The 25,626-nt window shown below is 37.7% G+C and carries 26 protein-coding genes and 4 tRNA genes; 11 read left to right on the top strand and 19 right to left on the bottom strand.

Features of this window, described 5'->3' with window-relative positions:
- Positions 1–282: 282 nt before the first annotated feature.
- Entirely contained in the window at positions 283–2,007 is a 1,725-nt protein-coding gene (locus BTO08_RS17285) for an ABC transporter permease subunit (protein WP_105061862.1), read from the top strand.
- Between the two features lie 46 nt (positions 2,008–2,053).
- The gene (locus tag BTO08_RS17280) at positions 2,054–2,860 is read left to right on the top strand and encodes an ABC transporter ATP-binding protein (RefSeq protein WP_005364134.1); all 807 of its coding nucleotides are present in this window, start codon (positions 2,054–2,056) and stop codon (positions 2,858–2,860) included.
- 58 nt (positions 2,861–2,918) lie between these two features.
- Here BTO08_RS17280 and BTO08_RS17275 read toward each other — a convergent pair whose 3' ends face one another.
- The 5 genes from BTO08_RS17275 to BTO08_RS17255 all read right to left on the bottom strand — a co-directional run bounded on the left by BTO08_RS17275 (position 2,919) and on the right by BTO08_RS17255 (position 7,827).
- Positions 2,919–3,197 carry a hypothetical protein gene (locus BTO08_RS17275; RefSeq protein WP_045149959.1) on the bottom strand — a complete coding sequence of 93 codons (279 nt, stop codon included), beginning with the start codon at positions 3,195–3,197 and terminating at the stop codon, positions 2,919–2,921.
- A gap of 88 nt (positions 3,198–3,285) precedes the next feature.
- Positions 3,286–3,639, bottom strand: a complete 354-nt coding sequence (locus BTO08_RS17270) for a putative quinol monooxygenase (RefSeq protein WP_005364132.1) — start codon at positions 3,637–3,639, stop codon at positions 3,286–3,288.
- 188 nt (positions 3,640–3,827) lie between these two features.
- The gene (locus BTO08_RS17265; RefSeq protein WP_045128101.1) at positions 3,828–5,738 is read right to left on the bottom strand and encodes a BCCT family transporter; all 1,911 of its coding nucleotides are present in this window, start codon (positions 5,736–5,738) and stop codon (positions 3,828–3,830) included.
- A 357-nt stretch (positions 5,739–6,095) separates the two neighbouring features.
- Positions 6,096–6,380, bottom strand: a complete 285-nt coding sequence (locus BTO08_RS17260) for a hypothetical protein (RefSeq protein ID WP_105061861.1) — start codon at positions 6,378–6,380, stop codon at positions 6,096–6,098.
- Between the two features lie 73 nt (positions 6,381–6,453).
- A complete protein-coding gene (locus BTO08_RS17255; RefSeq protein WP_105061860.1) occupies positions 6,454–7,827 on the bottom strand; it encodes a lytic polysaccharide monooxygenase in 1,374 nt (457 codons plus the stop codon).
- A 961-nt stretch (positions 7,828–8,788) separates the two neighbouring features.
- Here BTO08_RS17255 and BTO08_RS17250 point away from each other — a divergent pair.
- Positions 8,789–9,181, top strand: a complete 393-nt coding sequence (locus BTO08_RS17250; protein ID WP_105061859.1) for an H-NS family nucleoid-associated regulatory protein — start codon at positions 8,789–8,791, stop codon at positions 9,179–9,181.
- Between the two features lie 393 nt (positions 9,182–9,574).
- Entirely contained in the window at positions 9,575–10,693 is a 1,119-nt protein-coding gene (gene ald, locus BTO08_RS17245) for an alanine dehydrogenase (RefSeq protein ID WP_105061858.1), read from the top strand.
- A gap of 73 nt (positions 10,694–10,766) precedes the next feature.
- Here ald and BTO08_RS17240 read toward each other — a convergent pair whose 3' ends face one another.
- Positions 10,767–11,318, bottom strand: a complete 552-nt coding sequence (locus tag BTO08_RS17240; RefSeq protein WP_198038528.1) for a YbhB/YbcL family Raf kinase inhibitor-like protein — start codon at positions 11,316–11,318, stop codon at positions 10,767–10,769.
- A gap of 173 nt (positions 11,319–11,491) precedes the next feature.
- Here BTO08_RS17240 and BTO08_RS17235 point away from each other — a divergent pair, with 173 nt between their 5' ends.
- Complete coding sequence (locus BTO08_RS17235; protein WP_105061856.1) at positions 11,492–12,382, top strand: LysR substrate-binding domain-containing protein; 891 nt, start codon at positions 11,492–11,494, stop codon at positions 12,380–12,382.
- Positions 12,383–12,427: 45 nt separating this feature from the next.
- On the opposite strand, the gene BTO08_RS22375 is transcribed toward BTO08_RS17235, so the two are convergent.
- Positions 12,428–12,580, bottom strand: a complete 153-nt coding sequence (locus BTO08_RS22375) for a hypothetical protein (protein WP_005364124.1) — start codon at positions 12,578–12,580, stop codon at positions 12,428–12,430.
- An 18-nt stretch (positions 12,581–12,598) separates the two neighbouring features.
- Positions 12,599–12,973 carry a hypothetical protein gene (locus BTO08_RS17230; protein WP_105061855.1) on the bottom strand — a complete coding sequence of 125 codons (375 nt, stop codon included), beginning with the start codon at positions 12,971–12,973 and terminating at the stop codon, positions 12,599–12,601.
- Positions 12,974–13,252: 279 nt separating this feature from the next.
- On the opposite strand from BTO08_RS17230, the gene rpoS reads away from it, so the two are divergent.
- Positions 13,253–14,113: an RNA polymerase sigma factor RpoS gene (gene rpoS, locus BTO08_RS17225; RefSeq protein ID WP_105061854.1), complete on the top strand. Its 861-nt coding sequence runs from the start codon at positions 13,253–13,255 to the stop codon at positions 14,111–14,113.
- A gap of 214 nt (positions 14,114–14,327) precedes the next feature.
- On the opposite strand, the gene BTO08_RS17220 is transcribed toward rpoS, so the two are convergent.
- Positions 14,328–14,418: transfer RNA gene (locus BTO08_RS17220), tRNA-Ser, on the bottom strand.
- A 249-nt stretch (positions 14,419–14,667) separates the two neighbouring features.
- Here BTO08_RS17220 and BTO08_RS17215 point away from each other — a divergent pair.
- Positions 14,668–15,177 (top strand): hypothetical protein, encoded by a 510-nt coding sequence (locus BTO08_RS17215; protein WP_105061853.1) that lies wholly within the window; start codon positions 14,668–14,670, stop codon positions 15,175–15,177.
- Positions 15,178–15,455: 278 nt separating this feature from the next.
- Positions 15,456–15,809: an adhesion domain-containing protein gene (locus BTO08_RS17205; protein WP_105061851.1), complete on the top strand. Its 354-nt coding sequence runs from the start codon at positions 15,456–15,458 to the stop codon at positions 15,807–15,809.
- A gap of 167 nt (positions 15,810–15,976) precedes the next feature.
- Here BTO08_RS17205 and BTO08_RS17200 read toward each other — a convergent pair.
- From BTO08_RS17200 to BTO08_RS17190, 3 genes are all read right to left on the bottom strand, one after another.
- A tRNA-Ser gene (locus tag BTO08_RS17200) sits at positions 15,977–16,067 on the bottom strand.
- 137 nt (positions 16,068–16,204) lie between these two features.
- On the bottom strand, positions 16,205–16,837 hold the full coding sequence (locus BTO08_RS17195) for an HD domain-containing protein (protein ID WP_105061850.1): 633 nt from the start codon (positions 16,835–16,837) through the stop codon (positions 16,205–16,207).
- Positions 16,838–16,907: 70 nt separating this feature from the next.
- Positions 16,908–17,219 carry a hypothetical protein gene (locus BTO08_RS17190; protein ID WP_105061849.1) on the bottom strand — a complete coding sequence of 104 codons (312 nt, stop codon included), beginning with the start codon at positions 17,217–17,219 and terminating at the stop codon, positions 16,908–16,910.
- A 245-nt stretch (positions 17,220–17,464) separates the two neighbouring features.
- Here BTO08_RS17190 and BTO08_RS17185 point away from each other — a divergent pair, with 245 nt between their 5' ends.
- From BTO08_RS17185 to BTO08_RS17175, 3 genes are all read left to right on the top strand, one after another.
- Complete coding sequence (locus tag BTO08_RS17185) at positions 17,465–18,052, top strand: TetR/AcrR family transcriptional regulator (protein ID WP_105061848.1); 588 nt, start codon at positions 17,465–17,467, stop codon at positions 18,050–18,052.
- Between the two features lie 133 nt (positions 18,053–18,185).
- On the top strand, positions 18,186–19,205 hold the full coding sequence (locus BTO08_RS17180; RefSeq protein WP_105061847.1) for an NADP-dependent oxidoreductase: 1,020 nt from the start codon (positions 18,186–18,188) through the stop codon (positions 19,203–19,205).
- Between the two features lie 22 nt (positions 19,206–19,227).
- Complete coding sequence (locus BTO08_RS17175; RefSeq protein WP_105061846.1) at positions 19,228–19,851, top strand: glutathione S-transferase family protein; 624 nt, start codon at positions 19,228–19,230, stop codon at positions 19,849–19,851.
- Between the two features lie 163 nt (positions 19,852–20,014).
- Here BTO08_RS17175 and BTO08_RS17170 read toward each other — a convergent pair.
- The 7 genes from BTO08_RS17170 to BTO08_RS17140 form a co-directional block, all read right to left on the bottom strand.
- Positions 20,015–20,091, bottom strand: a tRNA-Asp gene (locus BTO08_RS17170).
- 39 nt (positions 20,092–20,130) lie between these two features.
- A tRNA-Ser gene (locus BTO08_RS17165) sits at positions 20,131–20,221 on the bottom strand.
- A 118-nt stretch (positions 20,222–20,339) separates the two neighbouring features.
- Complete coding sequence (locus tag BTO08_RS17160) at positions 20,340–20,984, bottom strand: response regulator transcription factor (RefSeq protein ID WP_105061845.1); 645 nt, start codon at positions 20,982–20,984, stop codon at positions 20,340–20,342.
- Positions 20,965–22,332, bottom strand: coding sequence for a cache domain-containing protein (locus tag BTO08_RS17155; RefSeq protein ID WP_105061844.1), 1,368 nt, complete (start codon positions 22,330–22,332; stop codon positions 20,965–20,967). The genes BTO08_RS17160 and BTO08_RS17155 overlap by 20 nt, the downstream gene beginning before the upstream one ends.
- A gap of 95 nt (positions 22,333–22,427) precedes the next feature.
- The gene (locus BTO08_RS17150) at positions 22,428–23,714 is read right to left on the bottom strand and encodes a TRAP transporter large permease (protein ID WP_105061843.1); all 1,287 of its coding nucleotides are present in this window, start codon (positions 23,712–23,714) and stop codon (positions 22,428–22,430) included.
- 12 nt (positions 23,715–23,726) lie between these two features.
- Positions 23,727–24,260, bottom strand: coding sequence for a TRAP transporter small permease subunit (locus tag BTO08_RS17145; protein WP_105061842.1), 534 nt, complete (start codon positions 24,258–24,260; stop codon positions 23,727–23,729).
- Between the two features lie 89 nt (positions 24,261–24,349).
- Positions 24,350–25,444 carry a TRAP transporter substrate-binding protein gene (locus tag BTO08_RS17140; protein ID WP_105061841.1) on the bottom strand — a complete coding sequence of 365 codons (1,095 nt, stop codon included), beginning with the start codon at positions 25,442–25,444 and terminating at the stop codon, positions 24,350–24,352.
- Between the last annotated feature and the right edge of the window lie 182 nt (positions 25,445–25,626).

The following is a 25,626-nucleotide window of genomic DNA, read 5'->3' as shown; positions in this document are numbered from 1 at the left end:
TTGAAAAAATGGAGTTACATCATGGTTCGTTACTTTTCATTACAACCACCACCCATAAAAAAGACTAGCTTTATGCGATGTCATATTTTCTAGTTGATATTCAATGCTTTAAATGAGTTTTAAGCATCTGTTGTCGACTGTAATAAATATGACTCATTACTAAGCAGTTTTCATCTTTAAAATATATTTTCGTTTTCAACCTAAATATTCATTATATTGTAATATTCTTTTTATAATTGATATTACTCATACTATATCCATGATATTTATGGAGGACTTTTCATGTCCTTAGCATTACAAAAGCAGCTTAAAAACAATAAGCCTTTTATTTTCTCACTCAATAGTAAAGATATTATTACTTTTACTATTTTTATTATCGCTATTACTCTTTATAAGCATGGTTGGCATGATATGCACCATTCTTTAGATCAATTTCAACCAGAAGTTAAAGGGTCTTTATCTCAGTTACCTTACGATATGTTACGTACCACAATGCGGCTTGTAATTGGTATGTTCTTTTCTTTTATATTTGCTATCACAGCAGGTGTTGCTGCCGCTAAAAATAAACATTTAGAACGAATAATTCTACCTTTTATCAATATTATGGAATCAGTACCTTTACTTGGATTTATTACTTTTTCTACGATTATATTTATCAACTTATTTCCAAACAGTGTGATGGGATTAGAGGCCGCTGCTATTTTTGGTGTTTTCACAGGACAAGCTTGGAATATGGCGTTAGTAGTCTATCAAACACTTAGGATCGTTCCTAAAGAGATCCAAGAAGCAGCGCAACTATTTAACCTCTCACCTTGGCAAAAGTTTTGGCGAGTCGAATTTCCATATACTATTCCTGGATTAATTTGGAATGCGATGGTCTCTCAATCAGCAGCATGGTTTGCTATTGTCGCTGCTGAAATTATTCCACTATCAGGTAAAGATATGCCTTTACATGGCGTGGGAACGTTTATTCAAATTGCTCTAAATAATGCTGATGTGAAAATGATTATTTGGGCTGTGCTCGCCATAATCATAAACATTATGGTTTTCGATCAACTATTTTTCCGTCCGTTAGTTCGTTGGTCTGAAAAGTTCAAATATGAATCGGTAAAAACTCACAAACACAATACTTCATGGTTTTACAACGTATTAAGCGACACTTTATTGCTAAAGCGCATTATTCGCCCTATCAAAAATACAGCAGAAATATTTGTAAATGGTGGTCGCCGCTATTTACCAGCTAGGAGCAGCTACGCTTTACCAAAAACATTAAAACTATTTTCGGTGATATCGTGGTATGCAATTGTGCTGTATTTTTGTACAACATGGTCTTATGAATTATGGCATTACGTACCTAAAAATGAAATTTTGTCCATGGTTCCACTAATGGCAAAAACAACATTACGCGTATTAGCGGCAATGTTATTAAGCTTAGTTATTGGCGTACCTGTCGGTGTTTGGATTGGTTTGAGCCCTAGAGCAACTCGTATCGCGCAGCCTATCATTCAAATAGGCTCAGCATTACCACCAAATATCTTTTTTCCATTGGTTACTATTGCATTAATGGCAACCAATACATCATTAAACTTATGGACCATCCCATTGATTATGATGGGCACAACTTGGTATGTACTTTTTAATGTTATTGCTGGCGTTACAACTTTACCGCAAGAAATGATTGAACTAGCAAAACTCTTTAAGTTAACAGGCCGTACATGGTGGCTACGTTTTATGCTGCCAGCAATATTTCCTTATATTCTAACCGGGGTGATCAGTGCCGCAGGTGGGGCTTGGAACTCAGCAATCTGTGCTGAACTATTGCAATGGGGAGTATCGACCGTTCATACCTCAGGGCTTGGCTTCTATATCTCTAAAGCCACAATAGATAATGCATTACCACAGGCAGCACTAGGCTGTGTGGCCATGTCTGTATTAGTTGGCTTGTGTATCGTATTTATATGGAATCCACTTTATAAGATAACAGAGCGCAAATACAAAATATCCTAACGCCATGCTAACCAGAACTTATAACTCAAAAAATTAAAGGCTTACTATGACTCAATCAACACTTTCACTTAACAAGCACAACTTCTCAAATGATACAGAGATGATGACCTTAAACGGGATCACGCACACTTTTACACAAGGTACAGAACAAAAAACAGTGCTCAGCAACATTAACTTAAATTTGTATGAAAATCAGATCGTTGCGATTATTGGTCGCTCAGGTACAGGTAAATCAACACTACTTCGAATCATAGCTGGACTAATTACCCCTTCGTTAGGGAATGTCCATTATTGTAATGTGCCAATGATAGGCCCTGTTGGTGATATTTCTATGGTTTTTCAGAGTTATGCTTTATTACCTTGGCTTACGGTTAAAGAAAATGTGGCATTTGGGCTTGAAGCTCAAGGGATGTCACCTGCACTTCGCCATAAAAAAGCCATTGAAGCCATCAAAATGATTGGGTTAGAAGCAGAGGTTGAAAACTTACCAAGTGCTTTATCTGGCGGAATGAAACAACGTGTAGGCATAGCAAGAGCACTTGTTGTAGAGCCCGAAATTCTGTTAATGGATGAACCTTTTTCATCTCTAGATATGTTCACAGCAACACGCCTTAGAGATGATATTATTTCATTGTGGGACTCAAATAACCTCAAAACTAAAAGTATTGTAATGGTAACTCATAATATTGATGAAGCAATCACAATGGCTGATCGTATCATTGTTATGAGTAGTAACCCTGGGCGCATTCAGAGCGATATTAGTATTGATCAGTCACGACCAAGAAACCTAAATGATAAAGCTTTAAGCGCCTTAAAAGCAGAAATCATCGAACAATTAATGCACAACGAATGAACAATTTGTAACGAAAGACAAAAGCTCGTAAAAACCAGGACCTTACGAGCTTTTTAACCTATTTTTCTACCTTAAACAGCACTTGTCGAGCAGGGGTTTTCAATAAAATTGCTTGCTGTTGCAATCTTGATTGAATGAGTTCGCACATTTGTTTTTTGACATCATCAGAAGGCATTACATCATAAACACAAGTAACCGTTAAACTGCCTGGAAAATCTTGGTAATTCACTTTATGCGTTAACCATTGAAACCCTTGATCTTGTTCTTGAGCAAGGTGACATACCTGAGTTAATACCGAGACAATAGTATTATCTCGTTTTTTATCAGTTTTTCGCATTACTACATCCGTAAATTAAAAATGCCCTAGTTATTTTCCGATATAACTAAGGCACAGTGTCACATTTTGAAAATAATATTATAAACAGCTACACATCAAAACACGGCGCATCATAATCATAACCTTCATCACTGTAAGCGGTGACAATGGCATCTTCGACTAATCCAGCTGGATCTTTAACTTGGCTATTAAAGAAATGTTGAATTTGTTTACGTCGACCATGAGCGGCCCAAGATTCAGCATCTTGCCAGATTTCATTAAAAACAATCGGATAATCATTTCGAGTTGCACTTGGGTGATCAATCTGACGCGTCAACATATATTGAATACAACCTTCTTCACGGTATGAATCCGGTTCTAATGATTTTAACACATTAAATAATTCAGCTTCTTTCCCTGCTTTTGGTTTAAATTGAGCAAGTACATATACTCGGCTTGTCATTATTATTCTCCTTCTTGTGCCATATTGATGGTGCATATCGATAAGTTGAAAACTTTAACGTATCAATGTTTACAAAGATACTTGTTAACTCTTTGTTATTTTTATTTTGTTATCTCAATACCAGTAATATAAAAAAAGCGACCCCGAGGGATCGCTTTATTAATGCATTAACTTTTTAACGTTAGCTATTAAGCTGTTGCTTCAGTTATTGCGGCTTGTTCTTTTTCTTTCATCAAGTCATTGAAAGCAACACGTGCTTCTTGTGCTTGTGCTGATGCTTCAAGCTTGGTTTCTTTCGCTGCCATTGCTTCTGTGGTTAGGCGGTGTAACTCTTCTGCTAATTCAGCAGGAACTTCACCCATATCCGCGCCACTATCACCACGGGCTAATGCTTCAGCTCGAATAGTTTTCTTAATTTTCCAGATTGCATTCAGTGCATCACGCTCAGCATCTGCCGCTTCAATCGCAACATCTTTTAATTGCTCAAACTTCGCTAGCGCCATACCTTCTTTTGACCATGGATCAACATCCGGTAAATCTTCGATGTTAATAACAGGATCTTCGTAGCCTTCTTGGTGACTCAAGTCTAATGTTGCAGCTTTAACTGCTGAAATCATTAGCATTACAGTAATGAACAGTAATGGTAAACCACCTACAATCGCCGCAGTCTGAAGCGTTGCTAGACCACCCATGAACATCAGTACCGATGGCATGAACGACATTGCAAAAGCCCAGAATAGACGGTTCCAACGCATTGGTTCTTCAGTTACATCATTTTGTACTACAGATGCCAGAATGTACGAGATTGAGTCAAACGTTGTTGCTGTAAAGATCAAACACAGCAATGTAAACACGGTAATAACAAGCGTACTAAATGGTAGCTGCTCAAGAATAGAGAAGATTGCTTTAGTCGCGCCCTCTGCATTCAAGATTGAAACCACATCTAACTGGCCTGATAACTGTAGCGATAAACCAAAGTTACCTAGTACCATGAAGAATAGGAAACAGCCCATTGAACCGAAGAAGATAGAGCCTGCAACCATTTGTTTAATTGTACGACCACGAGAGATACGCGCAATAAACAGACCCATACTTGGTGCAAATACTAACCACCATGCCCAGTAGAAGATTGTCCAATCTTGTGGGAAGTGAGTATCTTCAAACGAACCGTAACCACCAAAAGGTTCTGCCCATGTTGCCATAACAAAGAAGTTAGACAGCATACGACCTAGAGAATCTAAGCCCGTTTCAAGCATGAAAATGGTAGGGCCAACAGCAAGGATAAACGCAAGTAAACCTAACGCACCCCAGAAGTTAATATTACTTAGGATCTTAATCCCTTTTTCCATACCCGCATAAGCAGAGTAACCAAAAATTACAGTACAGATTAGTAGTACGAAAATTTGTGTTTCTGTATTTTTTGGCGTGCCGAATAAATAGTTAGCACCTTCAGTAATAAGCGGAGCGGCTAAACCTAATGTCGTTGCACCACCACCTAATAGACCAAAAATGAAAAGAACATCGATAACTTTACCAGTCCAACCGTAGCTACGCGCTTCACCAATAACAGGCATTAGTGCTGCAGAAACTTTTAATACAGGCTGCTTACGAACATAGAAGAAATAAGCAATTGGCACAGCCGGTACAAGGTAAATAGCCCACGCAACAGGTCCCCAGTGGAATACACCATAAGTAGCAGCCCAGCGAACCGCTTCTTCACTTCCTGGTGTTAATTGGAAAGGCGGACTTTGATAGTAGTAAGCCCACTCAATAGCACCCCAATAAAGGATACTTGCACCAATACCACCACAAAATAGCATTGCAGCCCATGATGCAGTTTTAAATTCAGGCTCTTCGTCTGCATCACCCAATTTAATTTGGCCTATATCAGAGAAGATAATGTAAACCATAAAGAATACAGCAGCCAAACCTAACGCTAGGTATAAGAAACCTAGTTTATCTGTCATGAATGTTTTTGCTGTCGCAATCCAGATTGCCCCTTCTTTAGGAAAAAGGATCAGTGGAACAACCACCGAGATCAACATTGCTAGTGCGCCAAAGAATGTTGGCTTATCGATCAACTTAAAGTTTTTTTGTATTGTGTTCACTATGTTTCCTTACTGCTACACATAGTCCGTAAAAGTAAAACTAATGTTCATCTTTTAACAACAACAACACAAACAGAAAACTTAATTGAGGCTATAAGTTTTTTTTATCAATTCTGTTTTTATTCACTTTCTGAGCACTAACCTGCATATATATTAAAAAACAGGCAATAACACGTTACTGAATTAACATTTTGATACAATTGAGGAATATAACCTCCCTCCTCACATCTCCTTTTTCTTCCAAAAAACGTACTCTTATAAGTGGCTATCAATAATCTATAACTAGTCAGATCATAAATACCTCAAAAAAAAGCGAAGCCTTTTCGGGCTTCGCTTCATAAATGATGATTAAGCTAAATCAAATAATGAGGTCATTGATAAGTATTTACTTTCACTTTCTTTTTTGGATTGCTTAACTTTATATCGAGCAAGATCAAACCCTTTTGTGCTTTGATCTTTAAAGACGGAATACTGCACTATTTTATCTGTGTTTTTGCGCAATAACATTGGGTAGTTTTGCTTACTTTTATATTGGCTTTCAATAATAGAGCATAATGATAGATAGCCTTTTTTTGATAAGGCACGATCAAAACTTTTTTCTATTCTTGCCGACAAAATATCTGACGAACTCATATATTTCTAACTTATCACATCACAATAAAGCAAAGCCTATATCATGTAGATATAGGCTTCTTTTTAGTTGAGGTTACAGCTTACGCCAAACACCCCATTCACCCGTTGTTCCAGGCTCTTCGCCTTTAGTGTACCAACCGGCTTTCCAACTTGAACCGTTGTGGGTTGCAACATCGTTCTCGTTATAAACTTGAGTTGCTGACCAAGCACCAACTTCAGGTGTTTCACCCTCACCTAGTACAACTTTCCAGACTTCTGATTTACCTGGTTCATCACCTGTTGTCCACCAACCAGCTTTCCATGTTTTACCTGCATGTGTTACTTCATCACCAGCTAAGTAAGTTGCAGACTTATTCCAACTCCCCTCTGGTAATTCAGGATCAACAGGTGGAACTGGTGGTAATGGTTCAAGCTCAGCAAAGATACTTACTGCGAATGCGTAATCTTTCTCTGATACCCAAACTTTATTGGCGTGTACATTTGAAGCATCAAACTCGTATTGACCTGAAGTTTGATTCCATACTCCAACAAATAGTTTCTCTGAATTTAAAGCATTAATTTCAGTTGCTAGTGTTTCAATCCATGTTGCTTGGTTAGCTGCAGTGATCACTAAACGGTGATCAAGCACTTCAGCGCCCGTTACTGGTGCCATTAGACGGAAACGCACTGTTTCACCAACAGCTGGAGTTTGGTAACCGACAGGAACAAAGTAGCCAGGAATTGCATTCATGTCACCGCCAACAACTGGTGGAGGCGTTACTTCACCTTCATTGTCAGATTGCTTAATAACAACATCGCTACAGTTGTAGAAACCTTCACCCACAGGATCAATACGCTGCCAACGAGAGTAAAGTACCGCATCACCTGAACGATCAGTTGGAAGCTTCACTTTAAAGTTATACGTTTTATATGGTGAGCCGGCATTTGGCATCACATTACCAACCGTATCAACAAGCTCTAAATCATCCCAGTTTAAAGGTTTTGAAAAATCGTGACCGGGTTTAGTTAAGTAAAATTCCCAATAAGATGGGTTATGCGCCGCCGTTGCTGTCCACACAAAATCGAACTCACCATTTTCATCAAGGATAAGTTCTGTTTTTTGCCAGTGCTGAGAAGGGATATCTAAACCATCTTTTTTAGTATCACCACCGGCACATAACAAACCATTCGGAACAGAAACTTTTACAGCTTCAATATTCTTATAATCTGTAGTGTTTGCAGCATTTTCATTTTTCTGTGTAAATGGCCAACCACCATTTTCAGCAAATAACGTACGACACGCTAGATTTGGTGCTTGACCGCCCCAATAGTTACCGTCAGCATCACAAATAACAGTTCGAGCAGGTGGGAACTCTGCCCAACCGTGAGCATTTGCAGTACCAATTGCAGCAACATTAGCTAGAGCAAATGCTACAGATAAAGATAGTTGTTTTAATTTAGATGACATTATTTTCTCTCAATAAATGTGTCGTGATCTAAGTTTTGTTTAAAATCTATATCACTATTCTTTGACCACTGTGTTAATCCATTTTTATGGTTGTTTTTATACAGTGAAAGCGAAAGAACTCATTCCATCCGCTGCTGCATTTTATAAATCATAGAATAAGAAACGTATAATAAACAAAATTAATCAATACGATAAAATCACAAACAAGAACAACTCAACTAATTGTTTTAAAACAACTAACCTCATCGCAAACACGTTGAAAGAATACTTTTTGTTACATTTAAAAATGTTGAATTGACATATATTTCAAAAATAAACCTCCCACATCACCATTATTAAAATAAAAAACATTAAAAATAAGAATATATTATTCCCACGCCAAAAAATCGACTTTAAATATGTCAACATAACGACAATCGATAATTAAAAAATGTTTTAAGATTACAATAAACCGACTATGTAATCGTCGATTTTAATTTAAACATTAATTTATTAAGGTTTTTCCATACTAGAGGTAAAAAATCATTTTCAATGAGTGTGTAAAAGAACAAGGCTCAAACCTCACAATGGATGATAGTGATTTTCATTAACATTTATTTATCATTTTTAACATGATTTGTAGTGGCAATTTCTACCTTTTATCTAAGCAACAACGAATGAAATAAAACTAATAACGTAATGAGAATAACAGTAAATAAATGCCCGTATTGAAGTTCCTGCTCTTTGTTTACAAAACAAACGTTCTTTTATGCTTACATTTCGTGATTTTTGTATTCAAGATAAAATAGCATTCAATATTTAAAGCGTTTCTTTTCTATATTTACAATTAGTGTATTTCTATTTTCATTAATTTTAAAAAATGAGATTTAGTTTCAAATATAACGCTTTATTTTTCGTGCCTTATTTAAAAACTTAAGTACAATAGGATCTAACACTTCTTTTTATTTCAGAATCAAATTACATGATTGATATTCTTTTAAACCTTCGTTCACTACGTGCACAAGCACGTGAAATGTCAGTTGTAGACCTTCAAGAAGGCCTACAGAAATTCACTCAAGTTGTTGAAGAGCGACGTGAGGAAGAAGAAGCAGCAAATGCTATAAACAAAGAGCAAGAAGCTAAGCTTCAAAAATACCGTGACATGCTTGAAGCTGAAGGTATTACTGCAGAAGAGCTTGTTGCACTTTTAGGTGATGCACCAAAAGCAAAGAAAAAACGTGCTGCTCGTCCAGCTAAATATAAGTTTGCTGATGAAAACGGCGAAGAAAAAACATGGACAGGCCAAGGCCGCACTCCAAAAGCACTGCAACAACTGCTAGATAATGGCGCACAACTTTCTGAGTTCGAAATTTAATTTCGTGACATTAAGTGAAAAAGTCGCTAATAGATAGCGACTTTTACTTCTTCCTTATATTCACCTTTAACACCTCCCTTCTACTTATCTTTCTACATTGCCTGTTTTAATTATTGATCTCTAGCACCAATGTAATAACCGTAATAGATATTGATAATAATATAAAAAGACAAATGAACTCAAAATGTTACGTTATAATTGTATATAGACACTGTTATACCTAAGTGACCTTAAGTTGAAAGCTCTTGTCACGGCTTTACATTCAAAGACATCAACCCTATGTAATCGCAGGTTATTTCCAAGTTGCTTGGGTCTATACATTTTACTTAATCTATTTATTACTCCAAAAAGATAATCGTCGCTGCTTTTCTAATCATAAAAGGAGGTAAGACTATGATTATTGGTGTACCTAAAGAGATCAAGCCCCACGAGTATCGTGTTGGTATGACACCTACCGCAGTAAAAGAGCTCACAGCCTATGGGCATCATGTCTATATTGAAACCCTAGCAGGTACTGGTGTTGGCTTTAACGACCAAGATTATATTGACGCTGGCGGCTTAATTTCGCCAACTGCTGAGCATGTTTTCTCTGTTGCTGAAATGATCATTAAAGTAAAAGAACCCCAAATTAGTGAGCGTAAACTATTACGTAAGGGACAAGTTCTTTTTACTTACCTTCATTTAGCCCCCGATCTCGCACAAGCTAAAGACTTAATCAAATCTAAAGCTATTTGTATTGCTTATGAAACAGTCACTGATCATCACAATAAACTTCCCCTACTTGCTCCGATGTCTGAAGTTGCTGGAAGAATGTCTATTCAAGCAGGAGCATTTTCATTAGAAAAATCACGTGGTGGTCAAGGTCTTTTATTAGGTGGCGTTCCCGGTGTTAATGCGGCAAATGTTGTGATCATTGGTGGAGGCGTCGTCGGCAGTAACGCTGCTCAAATGGCTATTGGCTTGAAAGCTAATGTTACTATTATCGACCGTGATATCAATGTATTACGCCAATTAGACATACAATTTGATGGTAAAATAAATACGGTCTATGCGACTAATACAGCAATAGAAGATCATGTAATCAAAGCAGATCTTGTTATTGGAGGTGTACTTATTGCAGGCGCTGCGGCACCTAAACTAATCACAAAAGCAATGATAGAAAAAATGAAGTCTGGATCTGCTATTGTTGATGTTGCTATTGATCAAGGTGGCTGTGTAGAAACATCACATCCAACAACACATGATGATCCCACTTATATTATTGATGATGTTGTACATTATTGTGTTGCCAATATGCCAGGCGCCGTTGCCCGTACTTCAACCGTTGCTTTAAATAACGCAACACTGCCTTATATTGTTGCATTAGCAAATAAGGGCTATAAACAAGCACTTCTCGATGATAAACATCTACGTAATGGACTCAATATCTATCAGGGCGATATCACCTGTAAGAACGTTGCACTATCACTTGATCTCCCTTATGTAGAAGCAGAGAAAAAGCTGAATGAATAAAGCTCTAAAAAATAAAAAGCCACTTACAAAAACGATGACTAGTTTAAAGAAGTGGCTTTTCATTTAATATCAATTAGCGTGCATTTGTTGGTGCAATAAGCTCTGCTTTACCAATAACATGAGCGAGGATGTTATAACCTGCTAGTGCTGGTGATGCATTCTCAGGTAATTTAATATTTGCTGTATTTAATGCATACACTGTAATTTCATAATTATGTGGTTTCGCATTTGGTGGAGGACATGCACCACCAAAACCTTTAAAGCCAAAATCATTGGTTACCATACTTGCGCCTTTCGGCAACGCTTTTCCACCAACAGCACCCGCACCCGCAGCTAAACTATGCACATCTGCAGGAATGTTAATAACACTCCAATGCCACCAGCCACTTCCTGTTGGCGCATCGGGATCATACATAGTAACAGCGAAGCTTTTTGTCCCAGCAGGAACATCTTTCCATGTTAATTGTGGCGATACATTCTTACCATTACAGCCCCATTGATTAAACAATTGCTGATTTTGTAATGTTTTATCATTGGTAATATCGTGGCTAGTTAGTACCATCGCTTGTGACATAAATGCAGGAACCGCTAGAAGTACGGCTGCGACTACTTGTTTGAGTTTCATCATTAGTACTCATCATTATAGAATAAATAACACTCTAGCAGCATAAAGGCATTTTAAATTGGTATACTGCCAAACACATTTTGTTCGTTATGAATTATGCGTCTAAACACTCAATGCCACAAACTCATAAAAATACGTTGTGAATTGAGAAAAAATAACCTGAAGGTATCTCTATGCGGGTCATCCCACCAATAAAAGCCATTATCTATTTTGAAGCCGCAGCAAGACTACAAAGTTTTAAACTAGCCGCAGAAGAATTATGTGTAACACCTAGTGCTGTAAGTCATCAGATAAACACACTTGAAGATTTTATCGAACAAAAACTATTTCAGCGACATAACCGCAGTATTACTCTGACTAATGCAGGTCTTCGCTACTTTAGTCGCACAACTATTATTTTAAATGAGCTAGAACAAGCGACGACCGATCTAGGTATCTCTAAAAATCAAAAGTTAACCATCGCGATACCACCATCATTATTAAATAAATGGCTTTTACCACTTCTTAATATACGACAGTTATCTCAGCAAGGGATCTCGCTTAACTTTATTGATACATTAGAAACGCTCGATTTTGGTAAAGAGAATATAGATATTGCAATTCGATATGGATTAGAACCACCAGAGCACCATGAATATGATGTCTTATTTAAAGAAAAGATGGTTGCAGTTTGTACCCCTGATTATATTCCTTCATCTAAAGTAAAACTCACTGAGCAACTACTCAGTGAAATCACATTGATAGAAACGACTAATCGTCTAATTCAATGGGATCTTGTTCTACACAACATGAAGATCAAACCGAACAAAAATCAGAGCAAAATTTTTTTCCAGAATTCAATTCAAGCCATAGAGGCGGCTTGTAACGGTTTAGGCATTGCTTTTGTTAATAGAATCTTAGTCCAAAAGCAACTCAATGATGGTACCTTGGTTGAGCGACTCAATATCGTTTACATTAACGATAAAATGCCAACGTATTATCTCGTATGTCCTCAAGAAAATAAAAATAATCCATCAACAGCTTTATTATACAATTCGATGTTACAACTATCTAAAATCAAATAAAACGGATGAGTATTGTATCTTCATCCGTTTATTCCTAAAGCAAACTTAATCCTGTTTTAATTGACTATCTGTTAATGCCGTATCATCAGCGATAGCATCTAGTAATCGCTGTAAAGACTCTAGTGATTGCTCAAGACTTCCTGAATGCTCTTGAACAATTACGTCTATCTGTTGTTGATAGTCAGACAAATGTCGCATAATACCTCAACCATTCGATTAGTATTTTTCATTTAACACTTCATCACGGGCACGAGACCAGCCATTAGCATAACAAACCGCTATTTTGGCTTCTTTGTCAGATTTAATCATTGATGCATCTGCATTAAGTTTTACTTGTAACTTTTGACATTGGGTATCGATAGCATTTTTATAATGCTCACCTTGGCCTGATAAATTATAAACTTGATCTTTTGCTGTTGCTTCAGCTTGTTGATAGCAGTGAATCAAACCTTGCTCATCAAAATTTTGGTTATCAATACATGATTGAACCACAATCGAGTTACCAGATATCTCAGCTGCATTAGCATAAGAAAAACATAAAGAAGATAACAGCGCGACAGATAGAGACACTTTTTTAATTAATGATGACATGTTTATAAACTCAATATTTATTTTTTTTATAATACGACGATATATACTGCAATAACATATAATCGACAAAAAAATAGCAACATAAAAATAATATTACGTTTTTCGATTGTTCGATTTAGATTTAAAGCCAATCATTTTATAAATATAACACTCGAAATTAAATATTACAGAAATGTTACAATTAACCCTTTGCATTTTATTAACCTTTATATTTATATGCTTAACAATGCATTCACGGATTGATTGCAACCCTGCATTTCTTTTATTAAGGACAATAAAATGGAAACGACAAGTTTTGAGGTGGATGTAGTACGGCTATACCTTAATGATATTTCAAATAAGCCTTTACTTAATAAAGATGATGAAATTCAATATAGCCGTAAGTCTTTAACTGGTGATCTTGCTTCAAAAAAAATCCTTATTGAATCTAATTTAAGACTTGTCGTTAGCATTGCAAAAAAATATCGGGCTTCTAATCTCTCATTAAGTGATCTTATCGATGAAGGTAATATTGGTTTAATGACTGCCGTTGAAAAATTCGATCCAGAAAAAGGGTTTCGTTTCTCCACCTATGCTTCATGGTGGATTAAACAAACCATTGAACGAGCTATTCACAATCAAAATAGAACCATCCGTTTACCAGTTCATATCTCAAAAGAAATCAATACATTACTTCGTACTCATCGTGAGCTAATGAAGCTAAATAATAATGAACCCACTCACGAAGATATTGCGCAAGCACTCAACAAAGAAAGTAAAGAAATATCAGCCCTGTTCTCTAATGAAGTTAATGTCGTTTCACTCGATCAAACCATTGGTGATACCGAAAACTCGCATACCATTGCTTATTTAGTGGCGGATGAACAAATAACATCACCGAGTGCGGAAGTCGATAATGACGATATGGTAAAAATCACGAACTTGATACTAAATGGTATTAATGCAAGAGATAGAGAGATCATCTGTCGTCGTTTTGGTCTGATGGGCTACGAGCCTCATACATTACAAGAAGTTGCCGATGCTGTTGGATTAACAAGAGAGCGCATACGTCAACTTCAAATAAAATCCTTAAGTAGTTTAAAACGTTCACTGGCACGAGAAAATTATGATTTAGATATCTTATTCTCGAATATGGCTTAAAAAATCAATCAAGGTTATCTGTTATGAAAGTTTTCTAAGAGTGACAAATATAAACTTTCAACAACACAATTACATTTCAGAGATAAATAATCTTTTAGCCCAAATAGCTTTGCAACTCTTGAGGTTTGTTTGAGCACTCTTCGGATAGTATTGATGGTCATCAATAATATTTTGACATAAAAAAACCTCGTCATTTCTGACGAGGTTTAAAATGTGGCGGAGAGATAGGGATTTGAACCCTAGATACGCTATAAACGTATGCCGGTTTTCAAGACCGGTGCTTTCAACCACTCAGCCATCTCTCCATGCCGCGAATACTACTCGCTATTTTTAGTTATGTAAATAAGTAGCCGTTTGACTGCTTAATAAAGAAGCTAAACCGTATATTTCTCTATATCTACTACCTATCACAACGTTACTCATCAGCAATTCTGATCATTTCTACACAGTAATGCTGCATAACTGGCAATTGCGTCGCTGAATGAAGGGCATATCATTAAAAGCATTCGTGCAGTTATCTCGCACATTTTCTTAGCGTAAAAGGAAGCATTGCTATGCCAACTGACACTACTTTTGATAATTCTGAGTTACTTCATTCACTCATTTCTCGGCAGTCGCTGCTTGCGAATAACCGAATTCAATATATTGCTTATGCAGCAGCACTCGCTACACAAAATAGTACTGTGCTACAACGTATCAAACTGCAAGTTGGTGATATTAATAGCTTACAATTCGCCGATATTAAACATGCTGTCATGCGTATGGCAATGACGAATAATTACTATATGGCAATTCAAAACTTACATTTATCCAATATAAAACAGAGTAATGCGTTAGAGCTTAAACCATTGCATAGTTTAGATATCGATGATGAAACGGCTTATTACTATGCTTGTATTGCTGCCTGTATGGTAAACCAAGGCTACAGTTGCTTAGATGGGCATGTTGATTTATTACGGTCACTAAATGAGTCTGATGATGCTATAAATGCAGCTCTACGTTTAACCGCATCAATTATGGCAATGGCTCAAGCTGATTTTATTAGCCAATATGCTCAATGCTAAAAAGATTAAGCATTAAAAATAATTAACTTATTTTTAATGCTTTTCTTTTCAAAAAGACTTCCACGATCATAGTCCCATCTTTCTAACTACTGAATTCAACTATTAGCTGAGCTTGTTTATTCGTTAATCCCGTAACTAAACCATGACAACCGAACGGAAAAACACATTGAATTGCTCTGACTGAAGACGAAGAATCAGCAAAGCTGACAGCTAAGCGGTTAAATGTACAAAGTAACACTTTAGAGCTAACGAGCTTTAAATTCAAACAAGAATTTACCATGGGGAAACTCACATTTAGCTTATCTCCATTAATGATTAATGAGAATGCAAGTGAATCTGTTGATGAAAATGGAATTACTTGGGGAACTGAACAATGGAAAAGAGCCAGTGAAAGCTGTGAAAAAATAGGAAAAACATTAGCAACTGAAGAGCAATTAATCACATTAGTAAAGAGAATTGGTAGCCCTACACTAGGCTATGGTTGGCCTGCACTAAGGGCTAACTATTGGACAAGTACTACTGCAGGTGAGAGCAACCAACATATTAGCAAAAACCTATATGTCGGTGGTGGTAGCTATGAAGAAGATGACACAGTACATAACTTTAGTGCCTGTGTAACAAACGCTTCTTAAGCTAATTCTTTATTTGCATAACTACAGATAACCAGCTTGTTAGTCCAAGCTGGTTTTTTCTTTCAATATATCAAATACAGTAATACTTATATGAAGGTAACCAATCAACTTCTCGCTTAAATTTCAGATGCAAAAAAGCCCCGTCATTTCTGACGAGGCTTAAAATATGGCGGAGAGATAGGGATTTGAACCCTAGATACGCTATAAACGTATGCCGGTTTTCAAGACCGGTGCTTTCAACCACTCAGCCATCTCTCCATGGCGCAAATAATACGGATGTAATATGTAGTTGTAAATACTCATCCTAGTTAAGTGGTTACTATAACAACGTTATCTAACTATTTAATCTTTCAGCAAGATCAAACACAGCATAAATGTTTATTCTTTGTACTATCTCACCCTATCTCTGACTCTAACTGCAAGAGATAACTTTTCATAAACTCAATCCGTTTAACCGCTTCAATCTTCGCAGCATCTGTTTGCATGGTGTCAGCTAAACCGAGTAACTTAATATAAAAGTGATCTAGGGTATATGTCGTATCGTCAGGTTGCCGTTTTTGACAGAAAGGATCGTCAAGGGCATACAATGGTCGACCTAAAGATGTGCCAACCTGAATACACCGTGTTAAACCTATCGCGCCAAGTGCATCTAATCTATCAGCATCTTGAACAATTTTTGCTTCCAATGTTAACGGCTTAATATCAGCACTAAAGCTATGCGCCACAATCGCATGATGAATCTCATCATGATGTTCAACTAGTAACTTTTTTTCTGATAAAAATTCGATCGCTTTATTAGCAGCAAGTATTGAAGCTTGTTTTCTTCGAGGGTCATTTTTAGCAACGGCAACACAGTCATGTAAATAGGCCGCAGCAAGAGTAATGTTTAATCGTGCTTGCTCTTGCTTAGCAAGCTGTTTTGCTACTTTCACCACACGTAAAACATGCGCTTTATCATGCGCTGCATCTGCACTATTTAACAGCTCAAGCTTTGTCATTAATATTGATTCTAATGTCTTGAGATGCATATCATCGCCTCTGATAATCAAAAGCCGACATCATGTCGGCTTCAATAGTTATATTTCTTTATGCGACGAATTACTCTTCGTCAAACTCTTCGTCATCGAATTCGACAACAAAGTTATCTTCTAAGTAATCAACAACACAACCAACAGCGGCTGATGATACTGAGAATGTATTTGGCTCTGCACCTGCTTGCTTAGACATTTCAAGTACAGCCAGTGCGGTATGCTCGTCATTAAAGCCAACATCAAACTTTTTAGCGATATCGCAGCTTGTTTGATAAAGCTCATCCGTTAAGATGACCTCGCCATAGTATTCGCCATCGTCTAAATCAAAATTATCAACCAGTACTTCTATAATGATCTCGTAGTAATTTTGAAAATCCATCACTTAACCTTTTTAACCAATAAAATAAGCAGAAAAGCGTTCTGCTTGAAGATCGTTATAGTTTCATAATCTTGTTTTACACACAATAAAACAAATACCCCACAGTAAGTGGGTGGCCAGTCTTAGCAGAGCATGCTTAAAAATATAGGACCAAACATCAAATCATTACTCTTAAGCTAATTTATAGTAAAATCATTCAAACCCAAACACTAGACGACTGGTCTAATTTATTCTATAGTGACTTCATGAACGAAAAAACAATTGATACACGGCAGCACATTCTTAATGTTGGTTACCAGCTAGTGGTCACGAAAGGATTTACGAGTGTTGGTTTATCACAATTATTAAGTGCGGCAGAAGTACCTAAAGGCTCTTTTTACCATTATTTCAAATCTAAAGAGCAATTTGGTGAAGCATTGATCCACTCTTATTTTCATCATTATTTACAACGTGTCGCTCAGGTATTAAAAAGCGAGCAAGGCACAGGCTTTGAACAACTCAGTGAGTATTTCAAGCTATGGATCAAAGTTGAAAACGGCATCTGTAATGCCAATAAATGTTTGGTGGTAAAGCTCAGTGCAGAAGTATCCGATCTCTCCGAGCCTATGCGAGAAGCATTAAAGCAAGGAGCAGATAGTGTTGTCGCTTTAATCGCTAATACAATAGAAAGAGGAATAAAAGATGGCTCAATCGCTAACTGCGACAGCCATGTAACCGCTCAAACTCTTTATAATTTATGGCTTGGAGCAAGTTTACTCAACAAACTGAGTCACGATTTATCAGGATTACAGCAAGCATTAACAACAACACAAACACTACTGCTCCCAAAATAATTATCGACAAGACACGTAATATCGATAAACCGCAGTATTGATAAGACTACGCCCGCCTATCAGCAATGCGATAAGGCGGGATTTTTTGAATTACCAACTAGACGACTGGTCTAATTGAAAAGGAAAATCAGCAATGACAACCACTAATCGCCAACTACTATTAGCCTCTCGTCCTGTAGGCGCACCAACCCCTGAAAATTTTCATTTAACAGAAACAACGATCCCAAGCCCGCAACAAGGCGAGTTACTACTTAAAGCCGTTTATCTCTCACTCGACCCTTATATGCGTGGACGTATGAGTGATAAAAAATCCTATGCTGAGCCTGTCGGTATTAATGAAGTGATGGTCGGTGGCACGGTATGCCAAGTAACCGCTTCTCACCACCCTGACTATCAAGTGGGTGAATGGGTATTAGCGTATTCAGGTTGGCAAGATTATGCCGTTTCAAATGGTGAAGGATTAATAAAGTTAGGAATGAACCCCACTCACCCATCCTATGCATTAGGGGTAATGGGTATGCCTGGCTTTACCGCATACATGGGGCTACTCGATATAGGTCAACCAAAGCAAGGTGACACTATCGTTGTTGCTGCAGCAACTGGCGCAGTAGGCTCTATGGTTGGTCAAATTGGTAAGATAAAAGGCTGTCGTGTTGTTGGTATCGCAGGTGGTAACGAAAAATGCCAATACGCAAAAGAGACATTAGGATTTGATGAATGTATTGATCACCATGCTGCTGACTTTGCTCAACAATTAGCAGATGCATGTACCGATGGCATTGATATTTATTATGAAAATGTTGGCGGTAAAGTCTTTGATGCAGTGCTTCCTCTACTTAATACAGGCGCACGAATTCCGCTTTGTGGCTTGATCTCTCAATACAATGCAACATCGCTTCCAGACGGCCCAGATCGTATGAATATGTTAATGGGACAACTACTGGTTAAGCGTATCAAGATGCAAGGTTTCATTATCTTTGACGATTATGCTCACCGTTATGACGAATTTGCACAACAAATGTCGCAATGGCTTGCTGAAGGAAAAATTCATTACCGTGAAGATAGAGTCGAAGGCCTAGAGCAAGCTCCACAAGCTTTCATCGGCTTACTTGAAGGTAAAAACTTCGGCAAAGTTGTAGTTAAAGTTAGCTAACTAAACCTAAAAAGGACTTACAATGATCATATTGCACCACCTTAATCAATCTCGTTCAAAGCGTATTATCTGGCTACTTGAAGAGCTAGGTGTTGAATATAAAATTCAACCTTATTGCCGAGACAAAGTCACATTTCTTGCGCCACCAGAACTTAAAAGTGTTCATCCACTAGGTAAATCACCGGTATTGGAAGATAACGGAATGATAATTACCGAATCAGGCGCTATTACAGAATATTTAATTGAAACTTACGGTAACGGTAAATTTATGCCAGAACGTGGCACTCAAGCCTATATTGATTATATTCAATGGCTGCATTTTGCCGAAAGTTCAGCCATTTTACCGTTACTTTTAAAGATGTTTGTCACCAAAGATGGTGCAAAAATGAATTTCCTTGGTGATTATGCTGACATGGAAACTCAGAAAGTAATGCAATATTTTGATCAACGGTTAGCTGATAAAACTTATCTTGTAGAAGAGCGTTTAACGGGGGCCGATTTCATGATGTCATTTATTGCTGAAATCCTTGGCAACTATGGCGTATTAGCTGCGTTTCCAAATATTCAACGTTACGCAGAGCAGCTACAAACGCATCAAGGCTACCAAACAGCTCAAGCGTTAGAGTTGCAGTACAACGGCGAATAAACCAACCTCTAAAGCCAAACAGGTGGTTGTTTGGCTTTTACTATACTATTGATTTACAGTGTGAATAGCAGGTTTTCTGCATACAGAAACTATCACATTTTAGTAACAACATAGATTTTATATACAAAAAAGCCCCGTCATTACTGACGAGGCTTCGTTGTGTTGGCGGAGCGGACGGGACTCGAACCCGCGACCCCCGGCGTGACAGGCCGGTATTCTAACCAACTGAACTACCGCTCCAATTCTTTATGAAACCCGATAAATCGAACTTCTAGAATATGGCGGAGAGATAGGGATTTGAACCCTAGATACGCTATAAACGTATGCCGGTTTTCAAGACCGGTGCTTTCAACCACTCAGCCATCTCTCCAATGCCGCGAATAATACGTAGTTAAGCTGAGCTTGTAAACATCTTTATTCATTATTTTTATCAGATGCTTATTATCTGTACGACCACTTCGAATAACGCTCAAAGTACATTAGCAATACTATTTAATAAGCCCTTTTTCTAATGCATATTTCGCTAACTCGGCTGTTGAATGCAATTCAAGCTTATGTTTTATATTCTGACGATGCGTCTCAACGGTCCGATAACTAATCTCTAATGCTTTAGCAATTTGCTTACTACTTAATCCTTGCGCGACATGTTTCAGTACCCTTTCTTCTCGGCGACTTAAAGGATTAATATCAGGACTTTTCACTGGTGAAGATGTCTGAGTAAAAATGGTTTGGCTCGTCGTTTCACAAAAATATGTCGCTCCTTGATTCACCGTTTTAATCGCTTGAACCATTTTTTCTGCCGAAATTTCTTTCAACATATAACCCATTGCACCAACCTGCATCACCTTCATAATATATTCACGGTTATCATGCATCGTCAGCATCAATACTTTTGCATTAGGGAGTGTTTTTTTAATTTGCTCTGTTGCATCAATACCGTTCATGATGGGCATACTGATATCCATTAAAATAACGTCAGGTTGAAGATAACTGACGGTATCTAGTGCCTCTAAACCATTGCTTGCAGTACCAATGACCTCGATATCAGGCTCTAATTGTAACCTTGCCATAAAACCATCAATCACCACTTGATGATCATCGACTATCACAATTTTAATCGTTTGTTCTGTCATACACTAAACCATCCAAGTTTAATAAAACGGTGAGTTCAGTACCAAATCCGGGCTCACTATTAAGATCAAACTCTCCACCAATAAACTCCACTCGCTCGCGCATATTTCGCAAACCAATCCCTTTTAAATGATAACGATTTTGGCTATCAAACCCTTTTCCATTATCTCGAATGATCAATTGCAATAACTTTCCAAGTTGTTTCAAATGCACTTCAACATGCGTCGCATCTGCATGCTTAACAATATTATTCAGTGATTCTTGTACAACCCGATAAAGTGTTGTTGCAACATCAGAATCTAGCTTTCCAGCCTTTGTATCAAATAACATATCAACTGATGTACCGGCGTGAGATTGATAGTCTTGTAATAATGTTGTGAGTGCCGCTTCTAAACCAATATCATCCAGAGAGCTTGGGCGTAATTTATGCGAAATATGTCTTACTTCATTAATCGCTAATGTTAATGAATGCATCGATTTATTCAGGTAATCGACAAACTTTACATCAATGGACTGAAGACTAAGTAACTCTAAGTGACATTTACTTGAGACTAATAGCTGATTGATCCCATCATGTAATTCTCGTGCGACATGTTTTTTTTCAGCTTCCTGAAATAGTACAGTTTTATGCGCTAACTCTTTAAGATTTCTGTCAGCCAATCGATGTTCATGTAAGTTAATTGCTAATGTGATCACGATAATTACTGCGACAGTTACTGTTAATATCACCACAATGGAAAAGAAGATCGTATCAATATTATGGTTAATCGCTTGCTGCATAGTCGCGACATCTTGGCTAACATCTTCAATATAGAGTCCGGTACCAATCATCCAATCCCACTTATCTAACCATGCGGAATAACTTAACTTATTAACCGTTTCTCCCGTTGATGGTTTCTGCCATAAATACTGATGATAGCCGCCCCCGCTTTGTGCTTGTGATAACAAAGAGGCAATTAAAAAATCACCTTGTTCATCTTGTATATTAATAAGATTTTTACCGATCAACTCAGGCATGATCGGATGGACTAAACTGACCCCATTTTTATCATAAACAAAAAAGTAACCATCTGTCCCATAACGTAAATTAGTCAATATTGCTTTAACACGTTGCTGCGCTATATCAACATCAATTGTAGAGTCGTGGTAAATATGAGAGATGGCATTTAAGGCAAGATCTACGCTATCTTTTAATGCAGCTTCTTTGGCATCAATTAAACTTTCTCGAAAAACCATCACTTCTTTCTGACCTAAGGTTTTCGCCTGATAAATCGATATCCAACTAATACTGGCAGTCACAATCAGTAACGGTAATAAGGTTAATAAGATCAGTTTTGCTTTTAATGGCATAGAGACCTCCAAACAGCAAAAAGCTGATGTTTTACCACCAGCTTATCTTAACAACTTATTATCATTTTTTACTTTTATAGATCACATTATCAATATTAACCCATGCCATAGAAATTCGGGAAAATCAAAATGGAAGCCAATACCGCAATTTGAATAGCAATAAACGGCATAACTCCACGGTAAATATCACGTGTCGTGACGCCCGCAGGTGCTACACCTTTCAAGTAAAACAAACTAAAGCCAAATGGTGGTGTTAAGAATGAAGTCTGCAAATTCATTGCAACAAGTATGGCAAACCAAGTCATATTCAATCCCATCGCTTCAGCAACAGGCGCTAAAATCGGTACGATAATGAAACAGATCTCAACAAAGTCGATAAAGAAACCAAGAATTAAGATAACCAGCATAGTAATGATCAAAAATCCCCACTTTTCACCGGGTATCGCCATCATCCATTCTTCAACCAAGTAATCACCACCAGTGTAGGTAAATGCCATCGAAAATGCGGTTGCACCTAACAAAATAGCAAAAACCATTGCCGTAACTTTTACCGTTTCTTTTGCTGCCTCATAGATCATTTTCCAACTAAACATACGATATAAAATAGCTAATACAATCGCACCAAATCCACCTAACGCCGCTGACTCTGTTGGCGTTGCAATACCAGCAAAAATAGAACCTAGCACCACGATAATTAACGCTAATGGCGGAATAACCGCTTTTAAAGCAGTAAAAACCTCTTGCGAACGACTAATACTGTCATCTCGTTCAATTGGCTGCGCCGCGTCAGGGTTAAGCTTGGCATAAATTAAAATATAAGCGACGTACGCACCTACCAATACAAAGCCCGGTAAAATAGCAGCTTGAAATAGATCACCAACAGGGACACCTAGCACATCGCCCAATAGTATTAATACAATCGAAGGTGGAATAATTTGTCCTAATGTCCCCGAAGCACAGATGGTTCCACACGCAAGGCCTTTATCATAATTATATTTGAGCATGACGGGTAATGAGATAAGCCCCATCGCAACAACAGATGCGCCTACCACACCCGTTGATGCCGCTAATAATGCGCCGACTAGTACAGTCGAAATTGCAATACCACCACGAACTCCACCAAACAGACGCCCCATCGATTCTAATAGCTGCTCGGCTAAACGGGTTTTCTGGAGTACTAAGCCCATAAAAACAAACAGTGGTACCGCCATAAGTACCGTATTTTCCATGATTGACTGAATGCGATAAGGCATAAATGCAAACATGTCGAAACCTTCAGCCCATACCCCAAAAATTAAAGCTATTCCGCCGAAAGTAAATGCCACAGGAAAGCCCAGTAATAAAGCAAATAGTGCGACAAAAAACATCACGATTCCGATCATTGACGTATTCCTTTACTGATCTTGTTTTAGTGCCGCGTGCTGCGGATTAAATAAGGTATTTAATGAGTGAACAACCAGCCCTAAACCACTGATCGCCATTAAACCAAATGAGAGAGGGATCATTGCTTTAATTATCCATCGATAAGCAAGACCACCAGGATCGCCAGATGTTTCGCCTAATGCATAGCTCTCTTTGGCGAAATCAATCCCATACGATGTCACCAGTAAACAGAAAGGTAATAGAAAGAATAGTGTGCCTAAAATATCGATTATCGCTTGGCTTTTACGGGATAGACGCTCATAAAAAACATCAACACGAACATGTCCCGCAGAACGGATCGCGTAAGGAACGCCAAGTAAAAATACAGCAGAAAACAGGTGCCATTCCATTTCTTGAAGGGCAATGGAAACATCATTAAAAACATAACGCATAACAACGTCATAAACGACATTAACTAATAATAATAAAAATAGGATACTGGCAAACCAACCAAGTACATCACCAATACGATTAAAAAAACGCTCTAGCGTAATCAGACTTTTCATTCCTTACTCCATGGAATCCCACCAAATACGCATAACAGCGATCTTATATGCATAAATGGAAGGATAATAACGTCCTTATTTAAACAGACTTATTGCGCTTGGCTATTAAGGTAGGCACGATGAGATATATTGGTCCATGAACGTACCTGATTTAGATAATCCGCTTGTGATTTTTGAATCGCTTTTGCTTGTTCATCTTCTTCTGCATGTTGTGCAAGGAGGCGATCATTCGCGTCACGTAATGCTTTCATTACTGCTGGCGGGAAATCTTTCACTTTTATATCAGGGTAGGTTTGTTGAATTGTTGACCAGTTTTTACCGCTTGCATGGGTCGCTTGGGTATACATGTCATAAGCGGCTGTACGCATTGCAACACGTAAGATCTCTTGAAGATCGGCAGGTAGACGCTCCCATGTGCGCTTATTTACTAAGAACTGTAATTCTGATCCAGGCTCATGCCAACCGGTGTAGTAATAAGGCGCTATTTTATGAAACCCCATACGTAAATCTAATGATGGGCCTACCCACTCAAGCGCATCAATAGTATTTCGCTCAAGTGAAGTATAGAGCTCTCCTGGTGCAATATTGGTTGGTTTAGCACCAACTTCAGCAAGAATTTCACCAGCAAAACCAGGAATTCGCATTTTCAAACCTTTCAGATCATCAACGGTATTGATCTCTTTTTGAAACCATCCTCCCATTTGAATATCTGAATTACCGCCAGGAAATGATAGCAAGTTATGAGGTGAATAGACTTGCTCCATCAACTCCATACCACCACCATGATAGAACCACGCATATTGCTCAGCAGGCGTCATACCAAAAGGCATAGAAGTAAAATATAAGGTGTTTGGAACCTTGCCTTTCCAGTAATAAGAGCCTGAATGTCCCATGTCGTATTGACCTGATTTCACCATATCAAAAATACCGAGTGGTGCTTTGTGCTTATTGGCAGAATCAATACGAATTTTCAAACGACCGTTAGACATTTTTTCTGCCATCGCCGCCATATTCTTCGTTGCATCGCCAAAGATCGGAAAATTGGGCCCCCATGTTTCGGCTAATTTTAAACGGTATACTTTTTCTGATGCTTGTGCGCTTGTTGCCAACATAGCAACACACCCAAGTGCAACGATTAGGCTTTTTTTCACCACTCGTTTCACTACGTTACCAATAATAGTCATTCACTCATCCTTGCTTTATATGATTAGGCTACAAAATGATGTTCAAACATACTTTGGCTTAACGCTATACAAGATAAAATGAGAACGACTACGGATTAAAAGTTAAAAATCGTTAATAAAAACAAAGGCACCACTACGTATAAGAACCTATCAATAAAATTTATTTCAATATTTATCAACAA

This window comes from Photobacterium angustum (assembly GCF_002954615.1).
Classification (GTDB): domain Bacteria; phylum Pseudomonadota; class Gammaproteobacteria; order Enterobacterales; family Vibrionaceae; genus Photobacterium; species Photobacterium angustum_A.
Note: the sequence above shows the minus strand (reverse complement) of the source record. Positions and strands in the feature narration are given on the sequence as shown.